Here is a 26,682-nt window from a genome sequence, read left to right on the forward strand (position 1 = left end):
TAATGACTATATAAAAAAATATGTAAGGGCTTTAGCCTAGGCTAAAGCCCTTTTGGTACTGTACTACCAAGACAGATGAGGTTTTTATGGGAGAAAAAACAAGCTTAACACTATTGGCAGCTTTATCTGAGGACAAAGCATTATGCCAGGCTCAGGCAGCATTTGCGTTGTCTGATGCTCAGAGTTTGATTTATGGACTAACAGGTTCGCAAAAAAGTATGTTTCTAGCGGCAGCTTTTCAGGCAGCTGTGCGGCCAACTGTAATTATAGCGGCCAATCATGAAGCGCTTGACGTGTTTAGAACTGACTTTGCGGCACTCTTGCCAGAGGTGCCGGTAGTCGAACTGCCGGCCCTGGATATGGTGACCTTCGCTGCTGCCGCCAAGAGTGTTGAGTTGGCGGCGAAACGCATGGATGTTTTGAATCGCCTGGCCAGGGGTGAAAAGTTGATTGTTTTGGCCACTGCCGAAGCTGCGATGCAAAAAGTACTGCCTAAACAAGAGTTTTTAAACAGTCGCATAACAATAGCTAATGATAGTGTGCTAAGCCGGGAAGAGCTTATCAGCTCATTAGTTGCGTTTGGCTATGAACGGGTCGACCAGGTGGATAGTGCCGGACAGTTCAGTGTTCGCGGCGGCATTATTGATATATTTGCTATTAACCGGAGTGTACCACTCCGGCTTGAATTGTTTGGTGACGAAATTGACTCGCTGCGTGAATTTGATCCGGTTAGCCAGCGCTCGGTGCAAGATATGACATTGGCCGATATTATGCCGATAACCGAAGCCGAGCACAGTGGAAAAGCAGCTGTATTTGTGTCTTATTTACCGGTAAGCGCTACCACGATTCTGGATGAACCAGCCCGGCTTAGGGAACAGATGACTAAGTTGGTTAAGGAAAATCCAGATAGTAAGCGGCGGGTTTTTTCATGGGGCGATCTGGTGGCAGCTTGCCAGGCATATAATGTAATTTATTTATCGTTGTTGTTGCAAAAGATTCCTCATACACAGCCCACCGAGGTTATTAGCATTGTTGCTAAAAGTATTGCACCTTTTCACCGTCAGATTGAACTGCTAGTTACAGAAATCAAAAATTGGCAGGATAAACGGTATACTATTGCCTTATATATGTCCAGTGAGGATAAGGCTGTTAATATCGAACGGAATCTGGCTGATGAAGGGATAACCACAATTAGGGCGCAGGTCGGTCCCATGCCGCTGATACCGGGCGCTGTTGTGGTGTTGACTGGCGCGCTGTCTGGCGGCTTTGAATTTTCACAGGCTAGGCTTGTGGTGCTGACTGAGTTTGATATTTTCGGACGGCAGAAGAAAAAACGGCGGCCTCGTGTGGGCAAGGACCAGCAAATTACCTACTTCCGTGATATCAATCTTGGGGACTATGTGGTTCACGTCAATCATGGTATCGGCAAATATGTCGGCGTAGAAACACTGGAAGTAGGCGGCGTTCACAAAGACTATCTCCATATTCGCTACGCTGGCGATGATAAACTATATGTACCGACTGATCAGGTGGGGCTGTTACAGAAATATATTGGCTCTGAGGGCGAAGTGCCTCGCCTTAGCAAAATGGGCGGCAGTGACTGGTTGAAGGTTAAGACTAAGGCCAAGGCGGCTGTGGCTGACATGGCTAAAGAGCTGATTGTGCTTTATGCTCAGCGGCAACTGCAGGTGGGGTATACCTTTGGCCAAGATACACCCTGGCAGCGGGAATTTGAGGATGCGTTTGCCTATGAAGAAACACCAGATCAACTGCAGGCTATTGCTGAGGTTAAGCACGATATGGAACAGTCGCGTCCTATGGATCGTCTGCTTTGTGGTGATGTCGGCTTTGGCAAGACAGAAGTGGCTATTCGGGCTGCTTTTAAAGCCGTTATGGGTGGCAAGCAGGTGGCGGTGTTGGTACCTACAACTGTGCTGGCACAGCAGCACTATCAAACCTTTAGTTCACGCTTTGGCGATTTCGGTACTGTAGTTGACGTTATCAGCCGGTTTCGCAGTGCCCGCGAGCAAAAGGCAACCCTGCAAAAACTAGCCCTCGGTCAAGTTGACGTGCTTATTGGAACACATCGAATATTACAATCAGATGTGGTATTTAAGGATATTGGCCTCTTAATTGTTGACGAAGAACAACGTTTTGGGGTGGCACAAAAGGAAAAAATGAAAAGGTGGCGCGCTAATCTGGATGTGCTTACCTTAAGCGCTACCCCCATCCCCCGTACGCTGCATATGTCATTGGTAGGTGCGCGGGATATGAGTATTATTGAGACTCCGCCGGAGGATCGGTTTCCGGTGCAAAGCTATGTTGTTGAGTATAACGAAGAAATTATCCGGGAGGCCATTGTTCGCGAATTGAAACGCGGCGGTCAAGTATATTTTGTGTATAACCGGGTACAAACCATTGATAAAATACGTCAGCGTCTGACTGAAATATTGCCAGATGCCACTATTAAAACAGGTCATGGGCAGATGCCGGAAGAACTGCTGGAGCAGGTTATGCTTGACTTTTATGAAGGTCGGGACGATGTCTTATTATGCACTAGCATTATTGAAAATGGGTTAGATGTATCTAATGCTAATACTATTATCATTTATGATGCCGACCATTTCGGGTTGTCCCAGTTGTATCAAATGCGCGGGCGGGTTGGCCGCTCTCATCGGATGGCTTATGCTTACTTTACCTATCGTCAAGACAAAGTATTAACAGAGGTGGCTGAGAAACGGCTGCAGGCTATCAAAGAGTTTGCTGAGCTTGGTTCGGGCTTCAAAATTGCCATGCGGGATTTGGAGATACGGGGAGCTGGCAATCTTTTAGGACGAGAGCAGCATGGTCATATTGTTAGTGTCGGGTTTGAGATGTACTGTAGGATGTTAGATGAAGCCGTTGAGGAGCTTAAAACAGGCAAGATAACTTTGCTGCCGCCTGAACCGACAATTGAACTCACGCTTGATGCTTATCTTACTGGTGATTATATCAGTGATGCTATGCATAAGATTGAAATATACCAGCGTATTGCCGCTATCCGTCAGGAAGAGCATTTGACAGAGCTTATTGATGAACTTATTGATCGTTTTGGCGAGCCGCCGCTACCAGTCACCAATCTTTTAGGTGTCGCCCGGATCAAGAATTTGGCACGCCAGCTTGGGGTTCGTTTGATCGCCGAACAAGGCGGACGGGTGGAAATTACCTTTGGTGATACGCCTAATGTGGCTGAAGGCGGCTTAGTCAAAGCCAGGAACCTTTTTCCCGGTAAGTTGTCCTTGCATCCTGGGCCGCCGGAGACCATGCGGCTTGCTACTTCCCGGCTAACCCTGCCGCTGATAGAAGTTTTAACCAAGTTGTTTACCTGTTTGGCTGGTGTTGCAGATTCGGAATAAGTTGAAACTTATACATTGGTTTTGTAGCCAGAAAAATGAATAAAACACATCCCCCAGATATATACTACTATCAATGAAAGTGTAAGATAGTTACTGAGTAATCAGGAGTTTGCCTTGCAAGGTTTTATCTGACTTTATTTTTCAAACTGTCTCGAAGTAAATCTAGTCTGCTAAAGCTGTAGAAAGGGGGATAATGGTGAAAGCAACCGGAATTGTACGCAGAATTGATGATTTAGGCCGGGTTGTAATACCCAAAGAAATTAGACGAACTCTTAGAATCCGTGAAGGCGATCCTCTCGAAATATATGTCGACCGTGAGGGCGAGGTTATTCTCAAAAAATACTCTCTTGTTGGGGAGTTGGGGGATTTTGCCAAAGAATATGCTGAGTCTTTGTTTGAGGCCATTGGTCATATTATTTTAATCGCAGATCGTGATAATGTAGTCGCGGTCGCAGGTGGCGCTAAAAAAGAGTTTTTGAGTAAGCCTCTTGGTCCAGCAGTAGAAAAGGTGATGGAGGAGCGTAAACCTGTTTTAATTAGCAATCCGGGTGAGTACAAACACTGTCAAGGCTGCGCCTCTCAATGCGACGATGATGAAACCTGTAAATTCACAGCAGAGGTTATAGCTCCTATTCTTGTGGAAGGCGATGCCATCGGCGCTGTTATTATCTGCTCCAAGGAACCGGGAATACAAATGTCTGATATGGAGGTTAAGCTCGCCGAAACCGCAGCAGGATTTTTGGCAAAACAAATGGCTCAATAATAGTTACAAAATAGGCGAAGTGACGTAAGTAGCGGACAATAACAATGCTGTTAAGTTCGCTACTTTTATATTATTTTAACGCACTCATTAAGGTTATTAATTATTGTTTTAATGGCAGGAAGATTTTGCTATAATAGGTAAAGTGGCCAAATAGACCAGATTTGGAGAGGAATGACTCGGTATTGAGTAAAGATACATTTTTAAAAGGTGCGTTGATTTTGACGGTAGCCGGTATTGTTGTTAAAATTATCGGCTCGGTTAACCGCATTTTGCTATCTCGTCTGTTAGGCGGTGAGGGGGTAGGCCTGTACCAGATGGCTTATCCTATTTACTTGTTGGCGCTTAGTATCTCGTCAGCTGGTATCCCGGTCGCTATTTCTATTATTGTAGCTGAAAAACTGGCTCGCAGCGATTATCGCGGTGCAAATCGCGTTTTCCGTATTTCGTTGGGGGTATTGGCGATTACCGGCGTTGTGTTTACTTTTCTATTGTACTATGGTGCGGGGTGGCTGATTGAACAGCACTTTGTTCGTGATGCTCGCGCCTACTATGCCATTGCTGCTTTGGCGCCGGCTATCTTCTTTGTAACCGTGTTATCCAGTTATCGAGGTTACTTTCAGGGGCTGCAAATGATGACACCTACGGCAGTTTCTCAGATTTTTGAACAGCTTTTCCGAGTTGTCACAATGATTGCCTTTGCCTATATCCTGTTGCCGCATGGTCTGGAGTTTGCCGCTGCTGGAGCCAGCTTTGGGGCCGGGCCGGGCGCTGCCGCCGGCCTGTTGGTATTGTTATATTTTTATTGGCGGCACAAACCAGGCTTTAAGCATAAGATGGAAACCCAGCCTCAGATTACCCAGGAATCTAGTGTGAGTATTATCAGCCGAATTGTGAAGCTGGCATTGCCGGTATCGCTGGCTAATATCATGCTGCCAGTGGTATCAAATATTGATTTGTTAATTGTGCCAGCCAGGTTAGAAGTGGCTGGTTATGCCGTAGAACAGGCTACCGAGTTGTTTGGCTATCTCACCGGTATGGCGGTGCCACTTGTCAATTTGGCAACCATTTTGACGGCATCGCTTGCTGCAAGTTTGGTTCCGGCTGTATCGGAAGCTTATACGCTTGGTGATAAGCAGTTGATTTATCAGCGAATAGCTACAGCAATGCGGATTTCCAACCTGATTACCATTCCTAGTTTTGTGGGTTTGTGTTTGTTGGCTACACCTATTTCACTGATGTTGTATGGTACACCCAACGCGGGCACGTCTATTGCCATTTTAGCGGTCGGCATTTTCCTTCTAGGCATACACCAGGTCACAACCGGCGTGCTGCAGGGATTGGGGCATACAGCTATTCCTGTTATTAATATGGGTGTTTCTGCGGTGATAAAGATCATTATGAGCTGGGTACTTACCGCCATGCCCACCTTGGGTATTATGGGGGCCGCCTGGGCCACTGTTGCTGACTTTGGCGTGGCAGCGCTTTTAAATATGTTTTTCGTATACCGATATGTTGGTTTTAGTCTCAATATTAAGGACACCTTAAAAACAGGGGCAGCTTCTGTTGTCATGGGGGGTGTTGTGCTGCTCAGTTATGATGCTATCATGAGCCAAACGCTCCATAATAGCGTGGCTACCTTGGGGGCCATTAGTGTGGGTGGAGTAGTATTTGGTATTGTCATTTTATTAGTTGGTGGGGTTGCGTGCCGTGATATTGAGCAATTGCCGCGGATAGGTGAAAAATTGGCGATTATTTTAACGAAATTACGACTGTTGAGGCGATAACTATGGGAATCACTATTTTCGGACTTGGTCCTGGTAGCTGTAAACATCTGGCACTAGAGACCAGGAAACTTTTGGAGGCATTGTATACAAGACTGGGTGTGGAGCCAAGCGCCAGTGTGACAATTGTGGATGCTGGCGAGGGGGTGCTTTTACCCCCTGATCTAGTAACTGGCTTATTTATTACCCAGGTAGATAGCTGCCAAGTGGCGTCAGCTGCAAAAACAGCATTACGGGGCTATTATGGCGACGAATACCAGGTTACCGTTATTCGTCATCTGGGCCTGCCGGCAGAGCAGATAACCAAAGTAAGACTGCTTGAGCTTGACCGGCTTGACGGCATCGATCACCTTACCAGTGTATATGTGCCGCCTCGCCCGGTGTCCAGTACGGTATTTTCACTTAAGCCGGTGGTGGACGTCATGGCCCGCCTGCGCTCGCCTGGTGGATGTGTCTGGGATATGGAACAGACACATCTTACGCTGCGCCGCTATCTTGTAGAAGAAGTGTACGAAGTACTGGAAGCTATTGAATTGGCTGATGGCGTCAAATTATGCGAAGAACTTGGCGATTTATTGCTCCAAATTATATTCCATGCACGTGTGGCTGAAGAAAGCGGCAGATTTAGTATGCAGGACGTGGTGGATACGGTTACCGAAAAGATGGTGCGTCGCCACCCACATGTGTTTGGGGAAATAACGGTGCGTGATGCGGCTGAGGTTATGGTTAATTGGGAACAGATTAAAAAACGGGAAAAGCCTGGCGAAAGGCCAGGGGTGCTTGACGGGATTCCTATCGGTCTGCCGACCCTGATGGCGGCGTATAAACTGCAAGCGAAAGCAGCTAAGGTTGGTTTTGACTGGGCGGAAATTGGCCCAGTGTGGGATAAGGTAGCAGAAGAACTGGCAGAATTAAGAGAGGCAGCAGCGTTACCTGAAGCCGAGCGTGCTGATAAAACCGAAGATGAATTAGGCGATGTGCTGTTTGCTGTTGTCAATTTGGCCCGGTTTATGGGTATTGACCCGGAGTCAGCACTTAGCCGGACAAATAATAAATTCAGGCGACGGTTTAACTATATTGAGGCTAAGCTCAAAGAACAAAATATAGCCTGGAAAGACACGAATTTGGCTGATCTTGATGTGTTATGGGAAAAGGCCAAGGAAAAAGAGGCCAAGTGATGAGTTTTTTTACCAAATTTTTTAATCATAGCAGGAATAAAAAATTACGTAGCGAATAAAGCTAAACGTAATCGATTTATGTTAGGGGGACACGATGTGAATAAAACTGATCTGGTCAAAGCAGTAGCCCAAAAGGCTGATATGACTCAAAAGGATGCTGAAAAAGCTATTAATTCTGTATTTGCCGCTATTGAAGAAGCCCTAGCCAATGATGATAAAGTGCAAATTATTGGATTTGGTACTTTTGAAGTGAAGACTCGCGAGGAACGCAAAGGACGTAATCCGCAAACTGGCAACGAGATTACCATTCCAGCTTCCAAAAATCCAGTATTTAAAGCGGGCAAAGGATTAAAAGATATCGTAAACGCGTAAAGTTAAACTGGACAAGCCTACGATGAACCAGGTTTTTTAAACCTGGTTTTTGTTTACTCATTAATAAGGAGAGACATCTTTTATGACAGGTAAGATTTTAATAGTAGATGATGAAATCAATATCCGTGAACTTATAAAGTTTAATTTGGAGAAGTCTGGCTACCAAGTAATTGAGGCTGACGAGGGGCAGCAAGCTGTCAATATGGCAAAGTCTGAAAAACCGGAACTCATTGTGCTTGATCTTATGCTGCCAGGCATGGATGGTCTTGAAGTATGCCGGATTGTAAAAAACTCCAGAGATACAGCCGCCATTCCTATTATTATGCTTACCGCTAAAAGTGAGGAAATTGACAAAGTAATTGGTCTTGAACTAGGGGCAGATGATTACCTGACTAAGCCATTCAGTCCGCGTGAACTCTTGGCCAGGATTAAAGCTGTCCTCAGGCGCAGCAACAAAGAAAGCATAGTCGGCGGCGAATTGGTTCTGGGGAAGCTTAAGCTTAATTTTTCCCGTTATGAGGCCTATTTGGGGGCAGTCAAGCTGGAGCTTACCCCCAAAGAATACGAATTGCTTAAATTGTTTGCAACCAATACCGGCAAAGTATTTACCAGAGAGCAACTGCTGGAAAAGGTTTGGGGTTATGAATATTTTGGTGATACCAGAACTGTCGATGTACATGTGAGGCATTTAAGAGTAAAATTGGGCCAAGAGAATGAAGTATCTGAGGCCATTGAAACTGTACGCGGCGTTGGGTATCGGTTTAAGGATTTGTCTGAGGGCTATGGTATATAATAAAGATTCTATCAGGTACAAAACCCGGCACCGGCGGTCGTAAGATGGTACCCCGGTAACTCTCGTACCTCCCATACCTCCGTAATCCCCGGCCTTTGCCGGAAGAAGCGTTCCGCAGGAGAAAATCCGGGCGGTATTCCGTTAAAAAATCCGTACTGTTTGAGCGAGTTTACGGATTTTAGGAATATCGCCCGGATTTTCAGCTTTTGGAGGCTTAGGGCCTAGACCTTTTGTTACTGTTGGGGCAATGCCAAAAGTAAGCCCCTTCTCCTTGTATTCCATTAAACGCAATTATACAAAAACTTAGTAAGATTAGGCATTGTTGGGTATAGTTAATCATGAAAATTAACAAGAAAATAACAAGATATTAACATTCAGCCGCCTATATTTATGTTATATTGCATATGAGAAACTACAGGAGGATACTGTCTCATGAAATATAAAATTCAGGTAAATAAGTTGAAGCTGTATTATGGTGATGTTCTGGCCCTGAAAAAGATATCGATTGATATTGCGGAAAATAGTGTGCTGGCGCTAATCGGCCCGTCAGGTTGTGGTAAGTCGACATTTCTCAAAACACTTAACCGCATGAATGATCTGATTGAAAGTGTAAAAATTGAGGGCGAGGTATTGCTTGACGGCGAAAATATATATCACCCTAAAATTGACACAGTTATGCTGCGGAAACGGGTGGGTATGGTTTTTCAGCGCCCCAATCCATTTCCGATGACTATTTATGACAATATTGCTTATGGACCGCGTATTCATGGCCAATCTAAGCGGACGCTGCTTGATGAAATTGTCGAGAAGAGCCTGACTGGATCGGCACTTTGGGATGAGGTTAAAGACCGACTGCATTCCTCCGCAATGGGACTATCTGGTGGTCAGCAGCAACGGCTTTGTATTGCACGTTTGTTGGCAGTTGAACCTGAGGTGCTGTTAATGGATGAACCGTGCTCCGCGCTTGACCCTATTTCAACGATGAAGATTGAAGAATTAGTAACTGAGTTAAAATCAAAGTATACCATTGTCATGGTTACGCATAATATGCAGCAAGCGGCTAGGGTATCTGATTATACCGGTTTTTTCTTAAATGGCGATTTGGTAGAGCATGATAAAACCGACAATATTTTTACGCGCCCACAGGATAAGCGAACTGAAGATTATATTACCGGACGCTTTGGGTAAAAGGAGGATTGAAAAATGGTAACTAGGCATAGTTATGATCAGGAATTGGCGTACTTGCGCCAGGCTTTACTGAATATGGGCAAGGCGGTAGACAAAGCGATTGACGAGGCCGTGATTGCGTTAGCTCAGCAGGACACGGAATTAGCTCATAAGGTTATGGATTCTGATGATGAAATTGATCAGATGGAAATCGATATTGAAGATAAATGCATGGTGCTAATCGCCAGACAGCAGCCTTTAGCCCGCGATTTGCGAATTATTGGCACTGGCCTTAAGATTACTACCGATTTAGAGCGAATGGGTGACCATGCTTATGATATAGCCAAAATAGCGCTGGCGCTGAACAAGCAGCCCTTAATTAAGCCGCTTGTTGATATTCCACGCATGGCACAAATGTCGCAAAAGATGCTTAAAGATTCCCTGGAAGCATATACTGCATTAGATATTGGTCTGGCCGAGCAGGTCTGTTTAAACGATGATGAGGTCGATAATATCTATTATCAGGTTTTCCGTGAACTGTTGACATATATGATGGAAGATCCTAAAACCATTACCCAGGCCACGCAGCTTATCTTTGTTGCCCGCTATTTAGAACGGATTGCTGACCATGCCACCAATATCGCAGAATGGACTGTTTATTTAGTAACAGGGCAGCGGCGGCGAAAAAAATAGCATGTATTTATATAAGAACAGGCGAGATTGCCACGCTGGCGCTCGCAATGACCGAGAGGCGGGGCAGTCTGCCTACCCTATGGTCATTGTGAGCAACGCGAAGCAATCTCGCCTGTTTTATCTTTTAAACCTCGTAGCACTATTAGTGACTCAGCTTTTCAGTACTCGGAAGAGTTATCGTAAAGGTTGTTCCCGCATCAACGGTGCTTTCAACCTCAATGTGGCCGGCCAGCATCTCAATGATAAACTTGACAATAGCCAGACCAAGGCCGGTACCGCCAGCCGTACGGGTGCGAGCCTTGTCTACCCGATAAAATCGGTCGAAAATTAGCGGTAGATCTTTAGCCGGGATACCAATGCCTGAATCTTTGACAGCTATTTTTACCTGATTATTGTTCGACCAGCAGGTTAAACTAATTTTGCCGGTTGCCGGGGTATACTTGATGCTGTTTTCCAACAGGTTGACAATAACTTGTTTGAGCCAATCAGGGTGAGCTAACGCAGCGAGGTTAGCTTGACTGTATTCTAGGGTAACTGTTTGGTTTTTCTGTTGCCAGCGTGGTGCCATATCCTGTTTGGCAGCAAGTAACACAGCGGCAATGTCAACTGGCTCTAACTTGATTTGTTCACGGTACTCTGGGGCATTAAGCCGAGCTAACTGGAGTAAATCCTGGATAAGGCGATGCATGCGGTCAGATTCGTCGTAGATAATGCGAACAAATTTTTCCCCTAGCGCAGGTTGTGCCAGTGCGCCGTCAAGCAGGGTTTCAGCGAAGCCTTTGATAGCAGTAAGCGGCGTAGCTAGTTCATGCGAAGCATTGGACACGAAATCGGCCTGGCGATCATGAATTTCCTGAAGGGTTGTTATATCATGGAAAACAGTTAATATGCCGGTAGATTCATTTTCGGCACTGATAATCGGGGCCAGAAATACCTGAAATACCCGCTTTTTGCCGTGAATGTTGGTCTTTAGGTCAATAAGCTTGTTTTCCTGTAGCTGCAGGGTATCTTGGATTGCATGATCCAGCAGGCTATTGCCGATAACTTGAATATTGTGTTGTCCCACCATCTGATCGGTGATACCGAAAGTTGTTATGGCAGCTTTGTTGGCGGTTGTTACCTTGCCAAACCGGTCAAGCAGGATAACGGCATCCCCCATATTTTGGAGAATGAGTTCCAGCTTATGATTTTGGGCGATGATGTCGTTGACTTTGTCTTCCAAACTGGAGGTTAGGTTATTGAGGGCGTGAGCCAGGATTTCCAGCTCATCACCTGTCTTGATAAAAACCCGTTTATCCAGTTGACCTTGTGCGATTTCATTAGCCGTATCAATAATTTTTTCGAGCGGACGGGTGTATTTATAGGCTAGGGCTAGACTAAAGCCGATAGCTACCAGGAAGGTCAGGCAACTGGCTGCCAGGAGAGCTGATAATATCTTGTAGTAGCCTGCATCCACATGATCAAGCGGCATGGCCACCCGGACAACCCCGGTAATTTCATCATGGTAATAAACAGGTGTAGACACATAGAGTAGGGATTTGTCCTGCGTATTGCTTGTTCGAATGCTGTAGCCATTGTTGCCGATAAGTGCTGCTGCTATCTCCGAACGGTCCAGATGATTTTCCATGAGCGCTGGATTTTGCTGAGAGTCCGCAATGACAACGCCAGCGGTGTCAACAACTGTGACGCGCAGATCAATACGGGCGCTGAGTTCCTTAATCTTTTCATCAATCTGCCCTTTTTGGATAGGGCCAGACATATCTGGGTAGATTAACTCTTCAATGATTCTAGCCTGGTTGAGCATGGCAGCGTTAAGACTGGCAATATTGTGTTGGTAGAAAAACCATAATATATAGCTGCCAAGCGCAATTAATGTAAAAAGAATGAGCATTAAAAAAGATACAACCAGCCGGTTGCGGAGGTTACGGGTAAGCATGATAGATTGCCTCCTTATAGCAAGTTTATTTGTAGTACCATCATACCGTACTTGATGTCTGAAAACCAACCTGTTTTTCTTTAACATTCCCTTAACAATTCCTTAACACAAGAACGCGTAAAATAATCTACAATAAACACATAAAGCGTACAAACTTCGAGGAGGTCAATACTAACCATGAAACTATCTAAAAAAATGCTAACCGGTGCGTTGGCTATGGTACTGGGTGTAAGCTTATTGGCTGGTTGCGGTGGCCAAAAAGAGGCTCCTAAAGACGCAGCCAAAACACCAGCAGAATTATCTGGTACGGTAACTGCTTCGGGCTCGACAGCACTCTTGCCGTTCTTAAAACCGGCTCAAGAAGAATTCCAGAAGAAAAATGCAAAAGTTACGGTTAATATTGCCGGCGGCGGTTCATTTACCGGTCAAAACCAAGTGGGTGCCGGTTCGGTAAATATTGGTAACTCTGATGTGCCCCTGCAAGACAGCCTCAAAGATAAAGGGCTTGTGGAAACCAAACTTGTCGGTATTCCGTTTGTATTTATTGCTAATTCTGATGTAGCGGTTGACAATCTGACGCAACAACAATATGTCGATATCTTCACAGGCAAGGTGACTAATTGGAAAGATGTTGGCGGTAAGGATCAAAAAATCACTATTATTCACCGGGCTAAGTCCTCTGGCTCCCGTGGTGCTATTGCTGATATCGTGCTTAAAGGCGCAGCCTTCACCGATGATGCAGTTATCCAAGATTCCAACGGCGCTGTAAAGGCCGCTATCGCCAGCACGCCAGGTGCCATTGGTTATGTTGATGCCGCTTATGCCGACCAATCGGTTAAAGCGTTGGCTTATAATGGTGTTAAATATAGTATCAATGACGTGATCAGCGGCAAATATCCGGTATTCACCTATGGCCGTATGTTTACCAAAGGTGAGCCAACAGGTGCAGTAAAAGCGTTCATTGATTATGCAACAAGCAAAGAATTCCAAGAGGCGTATGCTGAGAAAAATGGTTTTGTGCCTATTACAAAAATGAAGTAGTTTTTTAAAAAGACAACTGAATAGTTTGTAATCAAAAGCCTTGAACCTTGCGGTTCAGGGCTTTTGTAACCTTAACACAATCTTAACATTGCATTAACAAAGTGAGAGATACTAGTAAAGTATAATTGAGGCAAAGAACTATATTAGACAGGATGTGACTTTTTGATGGCAACAACTGCTGACAACCGAGAGCATCAGCGAAAACTGCTATATGACCGTTATGTACGCTACCTATTTATTACCAGTGCTTTTCTTATGACGGTAATTATATTGTCGATTATTGTTTTTGTAGGTCAACAAGGGTTGGCCACCTTTAAAGATGTCAGTCCAATGGAATTTTTCCTATCCTCTAAATGGGATCCGACAGAAGGAAAATATGGCGCTTTGAGCTTTATTACGGGCTCGGTGTATGTCACTGTATTGGCTGTATTGTTTGGTGCGCCGCTCGGGCTGGCTGGAGCCATTTTTATGGCTAAGATTGCGCCAGACTGGCTGCGCGAGATCATGCGTCCAGCTACTGATCTGTATGTTGCCATTCCCTCGGTTGTATACGGCTATGTCGGACTAACTTTGCTAGTTCCCTTTATTCGCGAGTTTTTCCACGTTAATACCGGCTTTGGCTTATTCGCGGCCGCCCTGATTCTTGCAATTATGATATTGCCGACAATTATCAGTATTTCCGAAGATGCCCTGAGGGCTGTACCTAAGACCTTGGAAGAAGCCTCATTGGCTTTAGGGGCTACTCGGTGGCAGACCATTGCTAAGGTGCTATTGCCTTCGGCGTTACCTGGAATTTTGACAGCCATTATTTTAGCTATGGCGCGAGCGATTGGTGAGACCATGGCAGTGCAAATGGTGATCGGTAATACACCGCAAATGGCAAAATCGCTGTTTACACCGACATCGACTCTCCCTAGTGAAATTGTTGTGGAAATGGGTAATACGCCTTTTGATTCAGCCTGGGGAAATTCCTTGTTTTTAATGGCTTTGGTTCTACTGATTATATCGCTTGTGATGATTTTAGTTATTAGACAGATTGCAGCAAGGAGGATGGCGTAATGTCGTTAGCACGAAGTCAGGATAAAGTGGCTACCGCTGTTATGTGGTTGGCCGGTATGCTTATTTTGCTCATATTAGTTACTTTTCTAGGATACATGTTGATCAAAGGCTTACCGGTTTTGAGTTGGGATTTTATCACAGGTAAGTCTAGTGACATTAACGCCGGTGGCGGTGTTGGTCCACAGTTGTTTAACTCGTTTTATATACTCGGTCTGTCGATGTTGTTTTCCATTCCTGCGGCGGTGGGCGCGGGAATATATCTGGCCGAATACGCTGGTAATGACCGGCTGACAGACATGATTCGTTTAAGTACCGAGAGTTTGGCTACTGTTCCATCAATTGTGCTGGGTTTGTTTGGTATGATTATCTTTGTCAATATATTTGGCATGGGGTTTAGTATTATTGGTGGTTCGCTTACCTTGATGTTGTTAAACCTGCCGGTGCTGGTGCGGGTAACGGAAGAATCTATTCGTACTGTGCCTGCTTATTATCGTGAAGCCAGTCTGGCGCTGGGGGCAACCAAGTGGCAGACTATTTGGCGGGTAGTATTGCCAAACGCTATGCCGGGCATCATTACCGGTATTACATTAACAGCTGGCCGGGCGCTGGGGGAAACCGCTATTTTGATATTTACTGCCGGTACTACAGTATCGCGTACCATACCTGATTTTAATGTTATGGCTGCTGGCGAAACGTTGGCAGTGCATATGTGGTATGTTATGGCTGTTGGCCTCGTACCTGACCGGGTAGCAGTTGCCGACGGTACTGGTGCATTGTTAATTATAACAATTTTAATTTTCAACTTAATGTTTGCATTGCCTAGTAAATATATCCAACGAAAAATGGCTAGTGGAGGTCATTAGCAAAAGAAGTCCTGAGCTTATAGCTCAGGACTTCTTTTGTTAATTTCAGCATCTTCGAGCGGTTTTAACTTTTTGGCTTTAGCTGCTGCTTTTTTTACTTTAGTCCATGCTCTGTCCCAGCTTTCCATGGCGGCAGTTGATTTGGCTAGCTGCCAACCGGTGATCAGACCGGCATCATGGTGGGTGAGGCGGCTGGCAGAAGCTTTGACAAGTTCTTGTAATAGGGGCGGGGTAAAGGTGATATCCTGAATTCTTCCTAACATATCCTGGAGTTGTTCTAAACGTTGGGTGAGTAAACGGGTGTTGTCAGGCAGGATAGGTGTTAGCGATTCCAGCGTATACCGCAAGCGTTTGCTGGCAATTCGCAGCTCATGGGCGGCACTGAGGTCAGTAATATCTAGTGTATCACCTTGTTCGATAAAGCGGGCGAGCCAGTGAGTCAATCGTTCCAGGACAAATTTTTTACAGGCTAGCTGTGGTTCGTCGGCAGCTGGGGCAGGACAGTTATCGATAAAAGCCCACAGACCTAATAATACGGGTGTGCATTGACCAGCGGCAACTTCGGTATAGAGGTTGGCTCTTGCTGATTGGCATTTGTTAGCAATTAAGGTGGTCAAAGCAGGTTTGCCGGCTTGCTGAGAAAGCAGCTGTGTCAGAGTAAGCGTTAGTTCATTCCAGATTAGACGGAATACATCAAGATCGCGAACATGGCCCAGCTTATAACTCCAGGTGGTGAGGCGGGCTTGCCAAGCGGTATATTCCTCGTTAGGCAGCAGCGGCTTGGCAAGCTGAAACAACGCTCGCAGTCTACGCAAGGCTACCCGAAAGTCGTGTATTGTTTCTATATCATCAGGATTGGTTAAATAGGCCTGTTGCGCTCTGATTGTTGCATGCAGATTATAGATAATTAATTGGTTGAGTACTTGGTTAGCAGGCAGGGACCCACTTGATTTTTTCAAGGGAGAGGGAAGTTCTGTATCTTGGATAGTAGTAAGACCGGCTAAGACGGTCGCCCGATACAGCTTGCTATCGTGTTCTGGCAGTAGTGGAAATTCCTCCGCCAAAGCCGCTCCTAACCAAATCAAAGCCTGCGACTGTCCTGCTTTCAATTCCAGTTCGAGCTCTAGCAGTTTTTGTTGTTTATCACCAGCTATAATTTCACCATCATCCAACGCCAGTTCAATACTGCTGCCGTCTGGGGTAGTAATATTCAGTATATGACGTTCAAACCGGGTGCGAAATAGCGGTTCTAATGGTTTTTCTCCCACCGCTTCAGTCAGCCGGTTACCAATATCGGTAAGCATAAACGGCATAAGGTTGGGGAGGGCGTTGTCTACAGCTATATTGTATTCAGTACGTTGGTGAAGTCCGCCATCGCTCGTGCCATCAGCCTTAACGGTGGCGGTCCAGTCATCACCGGCTAATCGTAAACGATAAGACAGGCGTGATTTCAGCAATCGCTGATCAGCGGTATCATAATAAGTGGTATCAAGCAGTTGTTTATCGGCTGGTTGAGTCGACAGTTCTTTTAACAAGGGGGAATTAAGTAAGTTATTCAGGCAGGTTGGATCAGTTAGCCGCAATTTCAATTCTGCTTCTGTGTTGGACATGGGAAAACACCTCCTTGAGTATGGTGTATGTAAAAAGTAACCGCATTATTATGTTTATGTATTCGCTGTAAGTGGAAAAACGCCTCTATTTGCAAGAATGTCACGAGGACGATATTTTGACAGAATATCGTCCTCGTGACATTTTCGGTCGCTATATGGTGGTTTTTTTATCCAGATCAGCGAGACATCGCTGTGCTGGTGTGAAATAGTTCTTGACAGAGGGTAGTTGCAATTGCCTGAGAAGCTGCCGGATGAGCAACTAAGGCAGCCATCTCGCGCATATCGTCAAGCCGTTCTGGGTTTGATAGAAGTTCATTAACGGTGGCAGCGAGGCTGTGGCTGTTGTGGGCCCAAAGTGCTGCCCCGGTTTGGGTCAAATAGCTGGCATTTTCTTCTTCATGGCCGGGGATGGCCTGGTATAAGAGCTGGGGTAGTCGCATGGAAAGAGCCTCGCTGATGGTAAGGGCGCCCGGTTTGGTAATTAAGAGATTGGCTACTGACATAAGTTCAGGAACATGCTGGGTATAGCCAAATACTTTGAGCGGGTGGACAGAAGCGTGTGTTTTGGCTAAGAGACTGCGACGCAGGGTTGCATTACGCCCGGCTACTACAACTAGGTTGAAAGGTAATGGCAGAGCATCAAGAGCCATTACGGCATGTTCCAGATCGCCTAATCCTAAGCCGCCGCCCATGATAAGCAGTATCGGTTGGTTGTTGGAAAAACCTAGCGTCTGGCGAATGAAGGCTAATTCATTTTGATTAGGTATATAGCTAAATTTAGGACTAACAGGTATGCCGGTGGCGTGAATGCGTGGCAGGTTAATGCCTTGCGTAGCTAATTGCTGTTTGAGTTCTGGGGTAGCAACAAAATACATATCTGTTTCGTTATAGCGCCAGAAACGATGGATGGCAAAATCGGTAATAATACCAATAAGTGGCAGATTAATTCGGTGGGTACGTTTTAGGTAGGCCGCAGCACCACAGGGAAAGGGATGGGTGCAGATAATGGCATCCGGGCGGTAGTTATTAATCAGTGTAAGCATACTACGTTTCATGGATATAGCCATAAGACTTTGGACTTTGCCTCCCGGTAACGGCATTTGCGAAAAACGATAGAGTAGATCATACATGTCAGGGAAAATATCAATGAGTTTGAGGTAAGCCTCTTTTACCAACGTATTAAGATAAGAGTTTTCGCCAGCCATGAAATCAACCACTTGCACAGTGGCTAGTCCCTGGGTTTCTATAGCTGCTTTGATGGCCAGGGCGGCTTGGGTATGCCCATCGCCGACTGACGCTGAGACTAATAAAATTTTTGTCGACAAAGTAATCACCCCGTCATTAACCTCAATATAATCGTACCATGTTGCCAATGCTAGACTGTTAACGCCACGTTAACGAGACGTTAAATTTATTATACTTTTTATCAGAACAAAAAAACGCGCGCATTCATTGCTAATAGGCTTGCAATATCAGCGCGGCGCGTTGCGGTTTACCTTATTTGACTATGACTTTTGAGTAACGCCGCTCCGTCGGTCATAAACAACGCAAGAGCCTGGATGTTGTTTGGCCAATTTTTTTAGGTCAGCGGCTACTTCGGCTATTTCAAGATAGTTAGTAAATAGGTAGAGCTGGTTGCTTATGGCAGCAATGGAAATCGATATAATCGGAAACTGTTCCAATTGGCCGCGACGGTTTTTAACTTCTATGTAACCTGTAGTTAGATCAGTAGGATGATATTGACTTTTAATCTCGCGATCAAATAGTTCAATAATATTTTCCGCTAGAGTTTTGACATATTCAGGTTTGGTAATGACTATGAAATCGTCGCCGCCGATATGGCCTAGAAAATCATCGGTAGAGCCGGATTTGCCGATGCTCCGGCTTACGATTTGAGAGGTTAGAAGCAGTATTTGATCGCCGCGTTCAAATCCATATTTATCATTGTACGCTTTAAAGTTATCAAGGTCAAGATACATAACGGCAAAAGGTTCTTTGGACTCAACCAGCTCTTTTAAGTGGTCGTCAATTACCAGATTTCCCGGTAGGCCGGTTAGTGGATTGGAATTATGGGCCCGGCGGATTTGGAGGTTGGTTATGCGATTCAGAAGTGACATAACAGATACCACGCCTACATACGTTCCGTCTTTAACGACAATGATAAAATCATAGAGATGATATTCTTCCCGGCTCATCGCCATCTGTGATACGGCTTCCAGCGGCAGTTCGGCAGTCACAATCAACGGGCTTTTTTCCATTACCCGGTCAACAGGACGGCGATGATAGAGGGATATACCGTAATTTGTTCCTAACTGATAATATAGTTTGTCTCTCATTAACAAGCCAACAGGACGACCTGAGTCGACAATAACAACCCCATTGACCTGTTGAGTAGTAAAAATTTCTTCAACTGTGTTTACGGGAGCAGTCGGTTTAACTGTAGGAACTTGTTCAATAATTTCGCCAATGCTAACTCCAAGTCCTTTACGGGAACGGGATTTTGCCTGTGCATCCTGGAAGTTGTGCTCTGCAATCATTTCAAGCACCTCCGATGATATTTCAGGCGGGGGAAAGCCTGGTCGCGCCAAAAAATAGCCTTGGCCGTAATGGACCCCCTTACTAATGAGGATAGCCAATTCATCAGCATTCTCAATGCCTTCGGCGATAATTTGGCTGTTAATAACGGCAGCTAGTCTGGACATCGCATCAACCATAGCTTGCTTAAGTGGATCTTTATCAACATCGTGTACAATAGAACGGTCCAGTTTGATGTAGTTAGGTCTAAGTGTTGTGATGGCTTCCAGACTGGAATAGCCTGCACCCGCGTCATCTACAGCAATGCTATAGCCCTGTTGACGGTAGTGGTTTAGAGATTTGGTAAAACTTTCGAAATCAGTAATGGCTGTTCGTTCGGTAATTTCAAAGGTTACCTGCGCTGGATTAAGATTGTTTTCAATTAAAAAGGCTTTGGTTAAACCGCCGCGAAAGTTCGGGTCTTTAATAACCGCGGCATTCATATTGAGAAAAAGTCGTTGATTTATTCCTAAAGCCGTCATTTGGTTAAGTGCGGCCTCGCGACAAACCTGTTCTAATGGCAACAGCCTGTTAGTTTCTATAGCAATACTAAATAATTTGGTAGGAGAATGAAGGGGACTACCCACCGGCCCGCGGCTTAGGGCTTCATATCCCATAATCATTCCTGTTTTCAAATTAACAATAGGCTGATACACAGGGGTAATCTTTTTGTCTTTAATAATTAGGTCAAGCTCTTCTTTAAGGTCAGCTGCCGTGGAGGATTGCGCTAGCGGTAAAGATTTGCCAGAAAACGGCAGGTTGCCTGCGGTAAGTAATAGCGTATTAACGGAAAGTATGTTGGTGTAGATATTTTTAAGCAGTTTAAGCGGCACCCCAAAGTCCCTCCTAGGAATGTGGCGTATTATATGATTATTATAACTCAAAGCAGCGAACTGCTTTGTAATCATTTTGTTAAGTTTTTGGAAATGTATGTAACAGGCGGTTGACTGCCATAATAACATAGACACAAAATATTTAGTGAGGTGGCTTTAGGGTGAATAGAAAGAGTATTAGTTATTTAGTTTTACTAGTGTTTTTGTGCATGCTGCTCATTGGTTGTAATAAGCAGCCACAGAAAAAACCTGAAATACCGCAGACTCCAAAACAGGCAGCCCAGCAGAGTGAACCTGAAATAACTGTTTTCATGCATGAAACAGGGGAAAAGAAAACCATGAAGATGGAAGAATATCTTGCTGGGGTAGTGGCAGGAGAGATGAAGAGCGAGTGGCCGGTAGAAGCTCTGGCAGCGCAAGCTATTATTGCTCGCACCTTTACGGTGGAGGCAATGGAAACCAAAGGCGGCGTACCTGAACGCGGTACCCAGGCCTCTACAGATATTAAAGAATTTCAAGCCTATAATGCTAAGGCTGTAAATGACAATGTCAAAAAAGCTGTGGAAATGACGCGCGGCATGATTATGACTTATCAGGGTAAGCCGATTAAAGGCTGGTTTCATGCATCAGCAGGCGGCATTACCGCAACAGCAAAAGAAGGGCTTAACTACCGAGACGCCGAGCCTGCCTATATCCAGTCAGTGCAGTCTCCAGACGATCTGGCACCGGAAGACGTAAAAAATTGGACAATTGTATTTCCGAAAGAAGATGTCATCAGTGCAATGGCTAAAATAGGGAAAAAAGTAACAGATATCAGCAGCGTAGAAATTGCTCAAAAAGGTCCATCAGGGCGGGCGACTGTGCTGATGATTAATAAAGAAGTTGAGGTAGCCGGACCAGAGCTTAGGGTGGCATTAGACAGCACAAAATTAAAGTCGATGTTATTAGATAAAGTCATGGTAAGTGAAGAAAGTGTAACCTTTGCGGGTAAGGGCTATGGCCATGGTGTCGGCATGTCCCAGTGGGGGGCAAACCGCATGGCCCAAGACGGTAAAAAGCCAGAAGAGATTGTTTCCTATTACTTCAAAGATGTAAAAGTAGAAAAACGTTGGAATTAAGGTGAATCAGTCAACATGGCGACAGCCATTGTCATCATGGAATGTTGAGGAGGCTGTCTGCGGTGGGAAAAACCAATAACGACAAACCATGTACTTTTGGCAAACTGTCAGATATTCTGCCAGACAATAACCTGGATAAATTAACGGTACGTTTAGCCGATTTAAAGCAACTGACTAAGGACAGTGCTGAACTCGGGGAAGACATGTCTCGCATTGTTGCTGACCTTAGGGCCGTGGCGGCTCCGGGCGATGACATGTTTGTTTTTACGCCTAAACTCGCGCAAAATGTTCAGCTTTTAAAAACGGTATTTCGCGATTGTGATGATGTTAAATTTCGCTTTTTCAAAACAGCCGGGCGGCAGGCAGTGCTAGTTTCCTTAGACGGTATGAGCGATACCCCTACCCTGGAAGATAATATTTTAAAACCGCTCATGCAAGCCAATACGAGCAATTTTGATTTAAAACAATTTATTGAAGAAAAGTTAACTGTGGCGACCGTTAATATTGAGACACATGCCAATATCGCCGTTGAAGCCGTCATGAGCGGGAATGCGCTGATCATGATTGATGGTATTTCCGATATTTTGTCAGCCGGCGCGACCAAACATGTTAAACGAAGTGTAAGTACACCGGTTACTGAAGAAAATATTCGGGGACCGCAGGATGCCTTCAATGAGACTCTGGTGGACAATATTGTGCTTATTCGCCGCCGGGCTAAAGACCCTAACATAAAAATACGCATCGTTCAAGTAGGTGAGCGCAGCAAAACCGGAGTTGCGATCCTATATTCTGCCAACTTGGTCAAACCGGGGCTTGTCGAAGAAGTCGAGCGGCGCATAAAAAACTTGAGTGTAGACCAAGTGTTAGTGTCCAAAGTCGTTGAAGATGCCATGGTAGAACACCCGTGGACGCCGTTTCCTCAGCTTGAATCGACCGAACGGCCGGAGAAAATGATGGCTGCCATTTATAAAGGACGAGTAGGTGTGATTGTTGATAATACGCCGGCTGCTATCATGCTGCCTTGTACTTATGCCAGCATTATGCATGCTGTGGAGGACTATACTATGCCGGCCTCGGTGGCTTGTCTTGTTCGCCTGAGCCGTCATATAGCGGCGTTTATCGCGATCTATACGCCGGCGCTCTATATTGCCATCGTGTCTTATCACCCCGGCATGCTGCCTACAGGTCTAGCTATTTCGGTTGCTGAGCTCAGGGCGCGGACGCCTTTTCCATCGTTTTTAGAAGCCATCTTGATGGAAGCGCTGTTAGAACTGTTTCAGGAGGCCGTAACTAGGCTGCCTAAGAAACTGTCCGGCGCAGCCAGTATGGTGGGGGCCTTTGTTATTGGAACAACGGTCGCCCAGGCCGGTCTGGTTAATCCGCTCCTGGTGGTAGTCACTGCGGTTACCGCTATCGCATCTTATGCTATGCCTTATTATTCTTTTGGGTTGGCGCTCCGGTCACTGCGTGTGCCCATCTTATTGTTAGCCGCCACTTTGGGATTATATGGCGTTATGCTGGGGGTTATTATTGTCACAATTCACTTATGTTCGCTGAGGAATTTCGGCGAGTCCTATCTTGGCGGTATACTGGATGTTGCTCTTTGGCCTGACTGGAAAGACGGGCTTGTCCGGCTGCCGCAAAAGTTCATGAAAAATAGGTTGATTGAGTTTGGTGCGCAGGACGAGAAACGGCGAGGTGGCGATACAGGTCATGGCCAATCTTGAAGTAAAAAACAAAATGTCGGCTGCCCAGTTCGGTGTGTTAGTTACCGCTGCCATGTTTGGCGGGCAGATTATTGGGCTGCCAAGCATGATTGTGCCCCAAGCCGAACAGTTTGCCTGGGTGAGTGTAATGCTTGGTGGTGGCGTGTTTTTCGCCGCCGCCTGGATTATGATGAAGCTGGGAGAACTTTATCCTGGTCGTGACTTTACAGTGTACCTGCCAGAGCTTTTAGGCAAATGGCCCGGCTTGGCTGTCATTGGTGTATTTATCAGTCTGTTTCTTATGGTCACGTGGGTGAACTTTAATCAGTTCAGCAAGGCAGTAGCGTTTTTTATGTTTGATCGGACACCCAGTGATGTTATTGTTATGGGCATGCTGGGTGTTGTTGTTTACTGCGCGCTCCAGGATTTGGGGACAATTATCCGGGTAGCGGAGTTTACCTTTATTGTTTCCACTCTAATGATGGGCACCATTTGGGTATTGGGGATATTCAATTTTCAACCGGAAAATCTCATGCCGTTTTGGACAGACAAGCCACTCGGTATTCTGCAGGGAGCGATCAGTATATGGGGTGTATATGGCGGCTATGAGATAATCCTGCTATTATTTCCCTTGATTGATAGAACAAAAGGTAATCTTACGCTGGCACTGGCGGTTGCGATTGCTTTTGTAGTGGTGACAAGTATTATTATCGTTGTTTTAACAGTTGGTGTTTTGACGGTAGAGGGGGTAAAAAGTGAGTCATACCCGACACTGGTGGTGGTAAGAAGTGTTGAGCTGCCAGGCACTTTCATTGAACGTCTGGAAAACTACTTGCTTGTCGCTTGGATTCCGTCGGTTTTTAAGACGCTGGCGATATTTGTCTATGTTATTAGCCAGACACTGGCCAAAATATGGGGATTTGCCGACCACCGGCCATGGGTGCTGGCGCTGACACCGGTTATTTTCGTTGGTGCTACCGTGATTGACGGTCTGGAGCTGGTTAAGTTGGCTGATAAGGCTGTAACTTGGCTAGGGCTCGCATTGTCATGGGGGATCATGCCGCTTGTCTATTTTTGGGCTAAGCGGCGTAAACGGGGAGTGGCGTCAGGTGGGGGGTAAAGTTCGGCTGAGCAGTATACTGCTTGTTGTGCTGATTTCCATATTTATTGGCGGCTGCTGGGACCGGCGCGAACTGCAGGACAGGAACTTTGTACTGGCGGTAGCTATTGATACAGCAGACGCCGGTGAAAAACCCGGACAAAGTCAGGCCGCCAAACAAACCGAGACCTTTGTTCAGCCGCATGGCGACAAACGGTATCGGGTCAGTCTGCAGATTCTGCGGTTGGGACAGTCAGGCGGGGGCGGGGACAGCCAGCAGGCAGGCGGCGACAGTGGAAAGAATGGTGGAAAGAATGGCGGTAAGACCTATGTACTGTCAAATACCGGTCAGTCTTTGTTCGAGATTGTGCGCGATACGTTGGGACAAAGCAGCAAGTCACTTTATTTTGAACACATTCAGGCCATTATTATTAGTGAAGCGGCTGTACGGCAGGCAGGCCTAGAGCCGATACTTGACTTGTTTTTACGCGATGCTGAGATGCGCTGGCGGATAAAGGTGTTTATAACGCCAGGTGAAGCCAGACCCATTATTGAATATGTGCCGCCAACCAAGGAAGCCGGTGGTATCTATCTAGCCAACATTCTTCGCAATCATCCCAAAAACGTCCATGTTGCCGGGGCGCGCACCGATCTTGGCAATATCAGTGTTATGTTAAGCAATAAACAGGACATGGCTATTCCACGTCTGGAGATGACCAATAATATTGTAAAAGCAAGTGGCGCGGCGTTGTTTAAAAAAGATAAGTTTGTGGGTTATGTCGATGAGCAAGTTGTGGCCGGGGCTAAGTATCTCCGGGCTTCTGAAAAGTCGGCGATTATTACCGTGCCTGGCGATAGCCCTGACGAGGTGGTAGCGTTTGAACTCTTCCTGCACGATACCCGGCTTGAGGCGCATGTAGAGGGCGATACTATTTACTTTACCCTTGATATCAATATGTGGGGAAACTTGGGTGAGTACCAGACGCCCGGTAAAGTCAAAGGGGCCGGTGATCCCGCGTTTGTCCGACGGATTGAGGTCAAGACAGCCGAGGAAGTCAAGCGGATTGTGCTGTATGGTAAAGATACCTGCCAGTCAATGGGGGTAGATATTCTTACTTTTTCTTCAAAGCTTAAGAGTGATCATCCCAAAACCTGGGCCAAAGTCAAAGACCATTGGGATGAACTATTCCCGTATATCCCGCTGGTAGTATCGGTTAATGTGGTGATTAATCAATTGGGTGAACATAAATGAAGCAGCAGTTTAAACAGTGGTTACTAGTTGCTGTGTCAAAACAACTGCTAGGATGGCTGCTGCTGTCAAGTGTATGTTTGCTGCTTGCTGGCTGCTGGGATCAGCGGGAGCTGCAGAACAGACACATTGCTCTGGCTATGGCCATTGATGTCGCCGATGGCAGTGAAACAGGGGTTGAGACTTTTGTGCAGCCTTATGGCGGCAAGCAGTTTCGCTTAAGTGTACAACTGTTGGAGGTTGCGCCTACCCAGGGTGAGCAGGGAGGCGGTTCAGGAAATCAGACCTATGTTGTTTCTAATACAGGCAGATCATTTTTGGAAATAACTAGAGACATGTATGGCCAACTGGGGAAAATAATATCCTGGGAGCATATTCAGGCTATTATTATCAGCGAAGCTGCCCTTGAGGCCGGCGGACTGGATCAGTTACTTGACTGGTTTATGAGGGATAGTAAAATGCGCTGGCGCATTCATGTATATGTTACTCCCGGTGATGCCAGCCCCATTCTTGAATATCAGCCGCCGAGCGGTGAGGCTAACGGTATTTTTTTGGCCAATATTGCCCGTAACAATCTAAAAGACCCGCATATCGCCAGTGGCCGCAGCGATCTTGGTTTTACTGTTATCAAACTTGATAATAAAATTCCGCTTGTTTTACCAAAAATTGAATTTGCTGACGGCATTATCAAGGTTAGCGGTGTAGCAGTTGTGAAAAATAACAGACTTGTAGGTTATCTTAATGATGCAGAGACCGCTGGAGGAAGATATATATTAGGGGTGGAAAAGTCGGCCATTATTACTACCCACTGCCAAGACCATCCGGAGCATATTCTTGCATTCGAACTCTTTCGCCACGATACTCGCCTGCAGGCGCATGTATCAGGCGATACAATTTACTATACCCTAGATATTACTATGTATGGCCAGATCGGGGAAAGGGGAGGTTGCGACTGTACCACAGGTAATCCTGACTATATTCGGAAGCTTGAACTACAATTTGCCGAGGAAGTTAAACAGAGTGTACAGCTCGTGCTGAGGAGGATGCAGGAACAGAGAGCTGATGGTCTGAATTTGGGAAGAGCGCTTAAAATTCAGTATCCCAAGAAATGGGAAGAGGTAAAAGAACGCTGGAATGAGGAAATATTCCCCAAAATCCCGATGGTGGTTTCGGTTAATGTTAATATTTTTCAGGTGGGCGAACACAAATAGTTATTTAAAGATGATTGTAAACAGCCACAGACCAAGCGCAGCGGCGGCATAAAATACCGCTGTTTTGCGTGCGAAATTGGCTTCGCGCCCCCGGGCATTATGCTGATCCAAAACTGATCCAAGCACCCAGGCAACAATAGCGGTGGTGAAAAATACGATAAGCACCCACAAGGTAGTCTGATGGACAATTTGGTAAGCAAGTTTTTGCCAATAATAGGCTAGGTTGTTCAATTATAAAACC

At 45.8% G+C, this 26,682-nt stretch carries 21 protein-coding genes; 16 read left to right on the forward strand and 5 right to left on the reverse strand.

Annotated features, from left to right (window positions below):
* Positions 1-86: 86 nt before the first annotated feature.
* From mfd to phoU, 8 genes are all read left to right on the forward strand, one after another.
* Positions 87-3,395, forward strand: coding sequence for a transcription-repair coupling factor (gene mfd / locus ACZ449_RS24440; RefSeq protein WP_464258647.1), 3,309 nt, complete (start codon positions 87-89; stop codon positions 3,393-3,395).
* Positions 3,396-3,588: 193 nt separating this feature from the next.
* Positions 3,589-4,158, forward strand: a complete 570-nt coding sequence (gene spoVT / locus ACZ449_RS24445) for a stage V sporulation protein T (protein ID WP_464258648.1) — start codon at positions 3,589-3,591, stop codon at positions 4,156-4,158.
* Positions 4,159-4,340: 182 nt separating this feature from the next.
* Positions 4,341-5,942 carry a putative polysaccharide biosynthesis protein gene (locus ACZ449_RS24450; RefSeq protein ID WP_464258649.1) on the forward strand — a complete coding sequence of 534 codons (1,602 nt, stop codon included), beginning with the start codon at positions 4,341-4,343 and terminating at the stop codon, positions 5,940-5,942.
* A 2-nt stretch (positions 5,943-5,944) separates the two neighbouring features.
* Positions 5,945-7,117: a nucleoside triphosphate pyrophosphohydrolase gene (gene mazG / locus ACZ449_RS24455; RefSeq protein WP_464258650.1), complete on the forward strand. Its 1,173-nt coding sequence runs from the start codon at positions 5,945-5,947 to the stop codon at positions 7,115-7,117.
* Positions 7,118-7,213: 96 nt separating this feature from the next.
* The gene (locus tag ACZ449_RS24460) at positions 7,214-7,489 is read left to right on the forward strand and encodes an HU family DNA-binding protein (protein WP_464258651.1); all 276 of its coding nucleotides are present in this window, start codon (positions 7,214-7,216) and stop codon (positions 7,487-7,489) included.
* A gap of 82 nt (positions 7,490-7,571) precedes the next feature.
* The gene (locus ACZ449_RS24465) at positions 7,572-8,282 is read left to right on the forward strand and encodes a response regulator (RefSeq protein ID WP_464258652.1); all 711 of its coding nucleotides are present in this window, start codon (positions 7,572-7,574) and stop codon (positions 8,280-8,282) included.
* Positions 8,283-8,714: 432 nt separating this feature from the next.
* The gene (gene pstB, locus ACZ449_RS24470) at positions 8,715-9,470 is read left to right on the forward strand and encodes a phosphate ABC transporter ATP-binding protein PstB (protein ID WP_464258653.1); all 756 of its coding nucleotides are present in this window, start codon (positions 8,715-8,717) and stop codon (positions 9,468-9,470) included.
* 15 nt (positions 9,471-9,485) lie between these two features.
* Positions 9,486-10,142 (forward strand): phosphate signaling complex protein PhoU, encoded by a 657-nt coding sequence (gene phoU, locus ACZ449_RS24475; RefSeq protein ID WP_464258654.1) that lies wholly within the window; start codon positions 9,486-9,488, stop codon positions 10,140-10,142.
* Positions 10,143-10,284: 142 nt separating this feature from the next.
* On the opposite strand, the gene ACZ449_RS24480 is transcribed toward phoU, so the two are convergent.
* The gene (locus ACZ449_RS24480) at positions 10,285-12,078 is read right to left on the reverse strand and encodes an ATP-binding protein (RefSeq protein ID WP_464258655.1); all 1,794 of its coding nucleotides are present in this window, start codon (positions 12,076-12,078) and stop codon (positions 10,285-10,287) included.
* A 177-nt stretch (positions 12,079-12,255) separates the two neighbouring features.
* On the opposite strand from ACZ449_RS24480, the gene ACZ449_RS24485 reads away from it, so the two are divergent.
* The 3 genes from ACZ449_RS24485 (at position 12,256) to pstA (ending at position 15,041) form a co-directional block, all read left to right on the forward strand.
* Complete coding sequence (locus ACZ449_RS24485) at positions 12,256-13,119, forward strand: phosphate ABC transporter substrate-binding protein (protein ID WP_464258656.1); 864 nt, start codon at positions 12,256-12,258, stop codon at positions 13,117-13,119.
* Between the two features lie 165 nt (positions 13,120-13,284).
* Entirely contained in the window at positions 13,285-14,178 is an 894-nt protein-coding gene (gene pstC, locus ACZ449_RS24490) for a phosphate ABC transporter permease subunit PstC (protein ID WP_464261939.1), read from the forward strand.
* Positions 14,178-15,041: a phosphate ABC transporter permease PstA gene (gene pstA, locus ACZ449_RS24495; protein WP_464258657.1), complete on the forward strand. Its 864-nt coding sequence runs from the start codon at positions 14,178-14,180 to the stop codon at positions 15,039-15,041. Before pstC ends, pstA begins: the two co-directional genes overlap by 1 nt.
* Before the next feature lie 17 nt (positions 15,042-15,058).
* Here pstA and ACZ449_RS24500 read toward each other — a convergent pair whose 3' ends face one another.
* The 3 genes from ACZ449_RS24500 to ACZ449_RS24510 form a co-directional block, all read right to left on the reverse strand.
* Positions 15,059-16,651 (reverse strand): CYTH and CHAD domain-containing protein, encoded by a 1,593-nt coding sequence (locus ACZ449_RS24500; protein WP_464258658.1) that lies wholly within the window; start codon positions 16,649-16,651, stop codon positions 15,059-15,061.
* A 176-nt stretch (positions 16,652-16,827) separates the two neighbouring features.
* Positions 16,828-17,976, reverse strand: coding sequence for an MGDG synthase family glycosyltransferase (locus tag ACZ449_RS24505; RefSeq protein WP_464258659.1), 1,149 nt, complete (start codon positions 17,974-17,976; stop codon positions 16,828-16,830).
* A 180-nt stretch (positions 17,977-18,156) separates the two neighbouring features.
* Positions 18,157-20,058: an EAL domain-containing protein gene (locus ACZ449_RS24510; protein ID WP_464258660.1), complete on the reverse strand. Its 1,902-nt coding sequence runs from the start codon at positions 20,056-20,058 to the stop codon at positions 18,157-18,159.
* A 161-nt stretch (positions 20,059-20,219) separates the two neighbouring features.
* Here ACZ449_RS24510 and ACZ449_RS24515 point away from each other — a divergent pair, with 161 nt between their 5' ends.
* The 5 genes from ACZ449_RS24515 (at position 20,220) to ACZ449_RS24535 (ending at position 26,441) form a co-directional block, all read left to right on the forward strand.
* Positions 20,220-21,176 carry a SpoIID/LytB domain-containing protein gene (locus ACZ449_RS24515; RefSeq protein WP_464258661.1) on the forward strand — a complete coding sequence of 319 codons (957 nt, stop codon included), beginning with the start codon at positions 20,220-20,222 and terminating at the stop codon, positions 21,174-21,176.
* A 62-nt stretch (positions 21,177-21,238) separates the two neighbouring features.
* Entirely contained in the window at positions 21,239-22,903 is a 1,665-nt protein-coding gene (locus ACZ449_RS24520; protein ID WP_464258662.1) for a spore germination protein, read from the forward strand.
* Positions 22,890-24,002 (forward strand): GerAB/ArcD/ProY family transporter, encoded by a 1,113-nt coding sequence (locus tag ACZ449_RS24525; protein ID WP_464258663.1) that lies wholly within the window; start codon positions 22,890-22,892, stop codon positions 24,000-24,002. The genes ACZ449_RS24520 and ACZ449_RS24525 overlap by 14 nt, the downstream gene beginning before the upstream one ends.
* Positions 23,992-25,233, forward strand: coding sequence for a Ger(x)C family spore germination protein (locus ACZ449_RS24530; RefSeq protein WP_464258664.1), 1,242 nt, complete (start codon positions 23,992-23,994; stop codon positions 25,231-25,233). The genes ACZ449_RS24525 and ACZ449_RS24530 overlap by 11 nt, the downstream gene beginning before the upstream one ends.
* Positions 25,230-26,441 (forward strand): Ger(x)C family spore germination protein, encoded by a 1,212-nt coding sequence (locus tag ACZ449_RS24535; protein WP_464258665.1) that lies wholly within the window; start codon positions 25,230-25,232, stop codon positions 26,439-26,441. Before ACZ449_RS24530 ends, ACZ449_RS24535 begins: the two co-directional genes overlap by 4 nt.
* On the opposite strand, the gene ACZ449_RS24540 is transcribed toward ACZ449_RS24535, so the two are convergent.
* Positions 26,442-26,672, reverse strand: coding sequence for a hypothetical protein (locus tag ACZ449_RS24540; protein WP_464258666.1), 231 nt, complete (start codon positions 26,670-26,672; stop codon positions 26,442-26,444).
* Positions 26,673-26,682 lie beyond the last annotated feature (10 nt).

It is taken from the genome of Desulfosporomusa polytropa, from assembly GCF_055380075.1.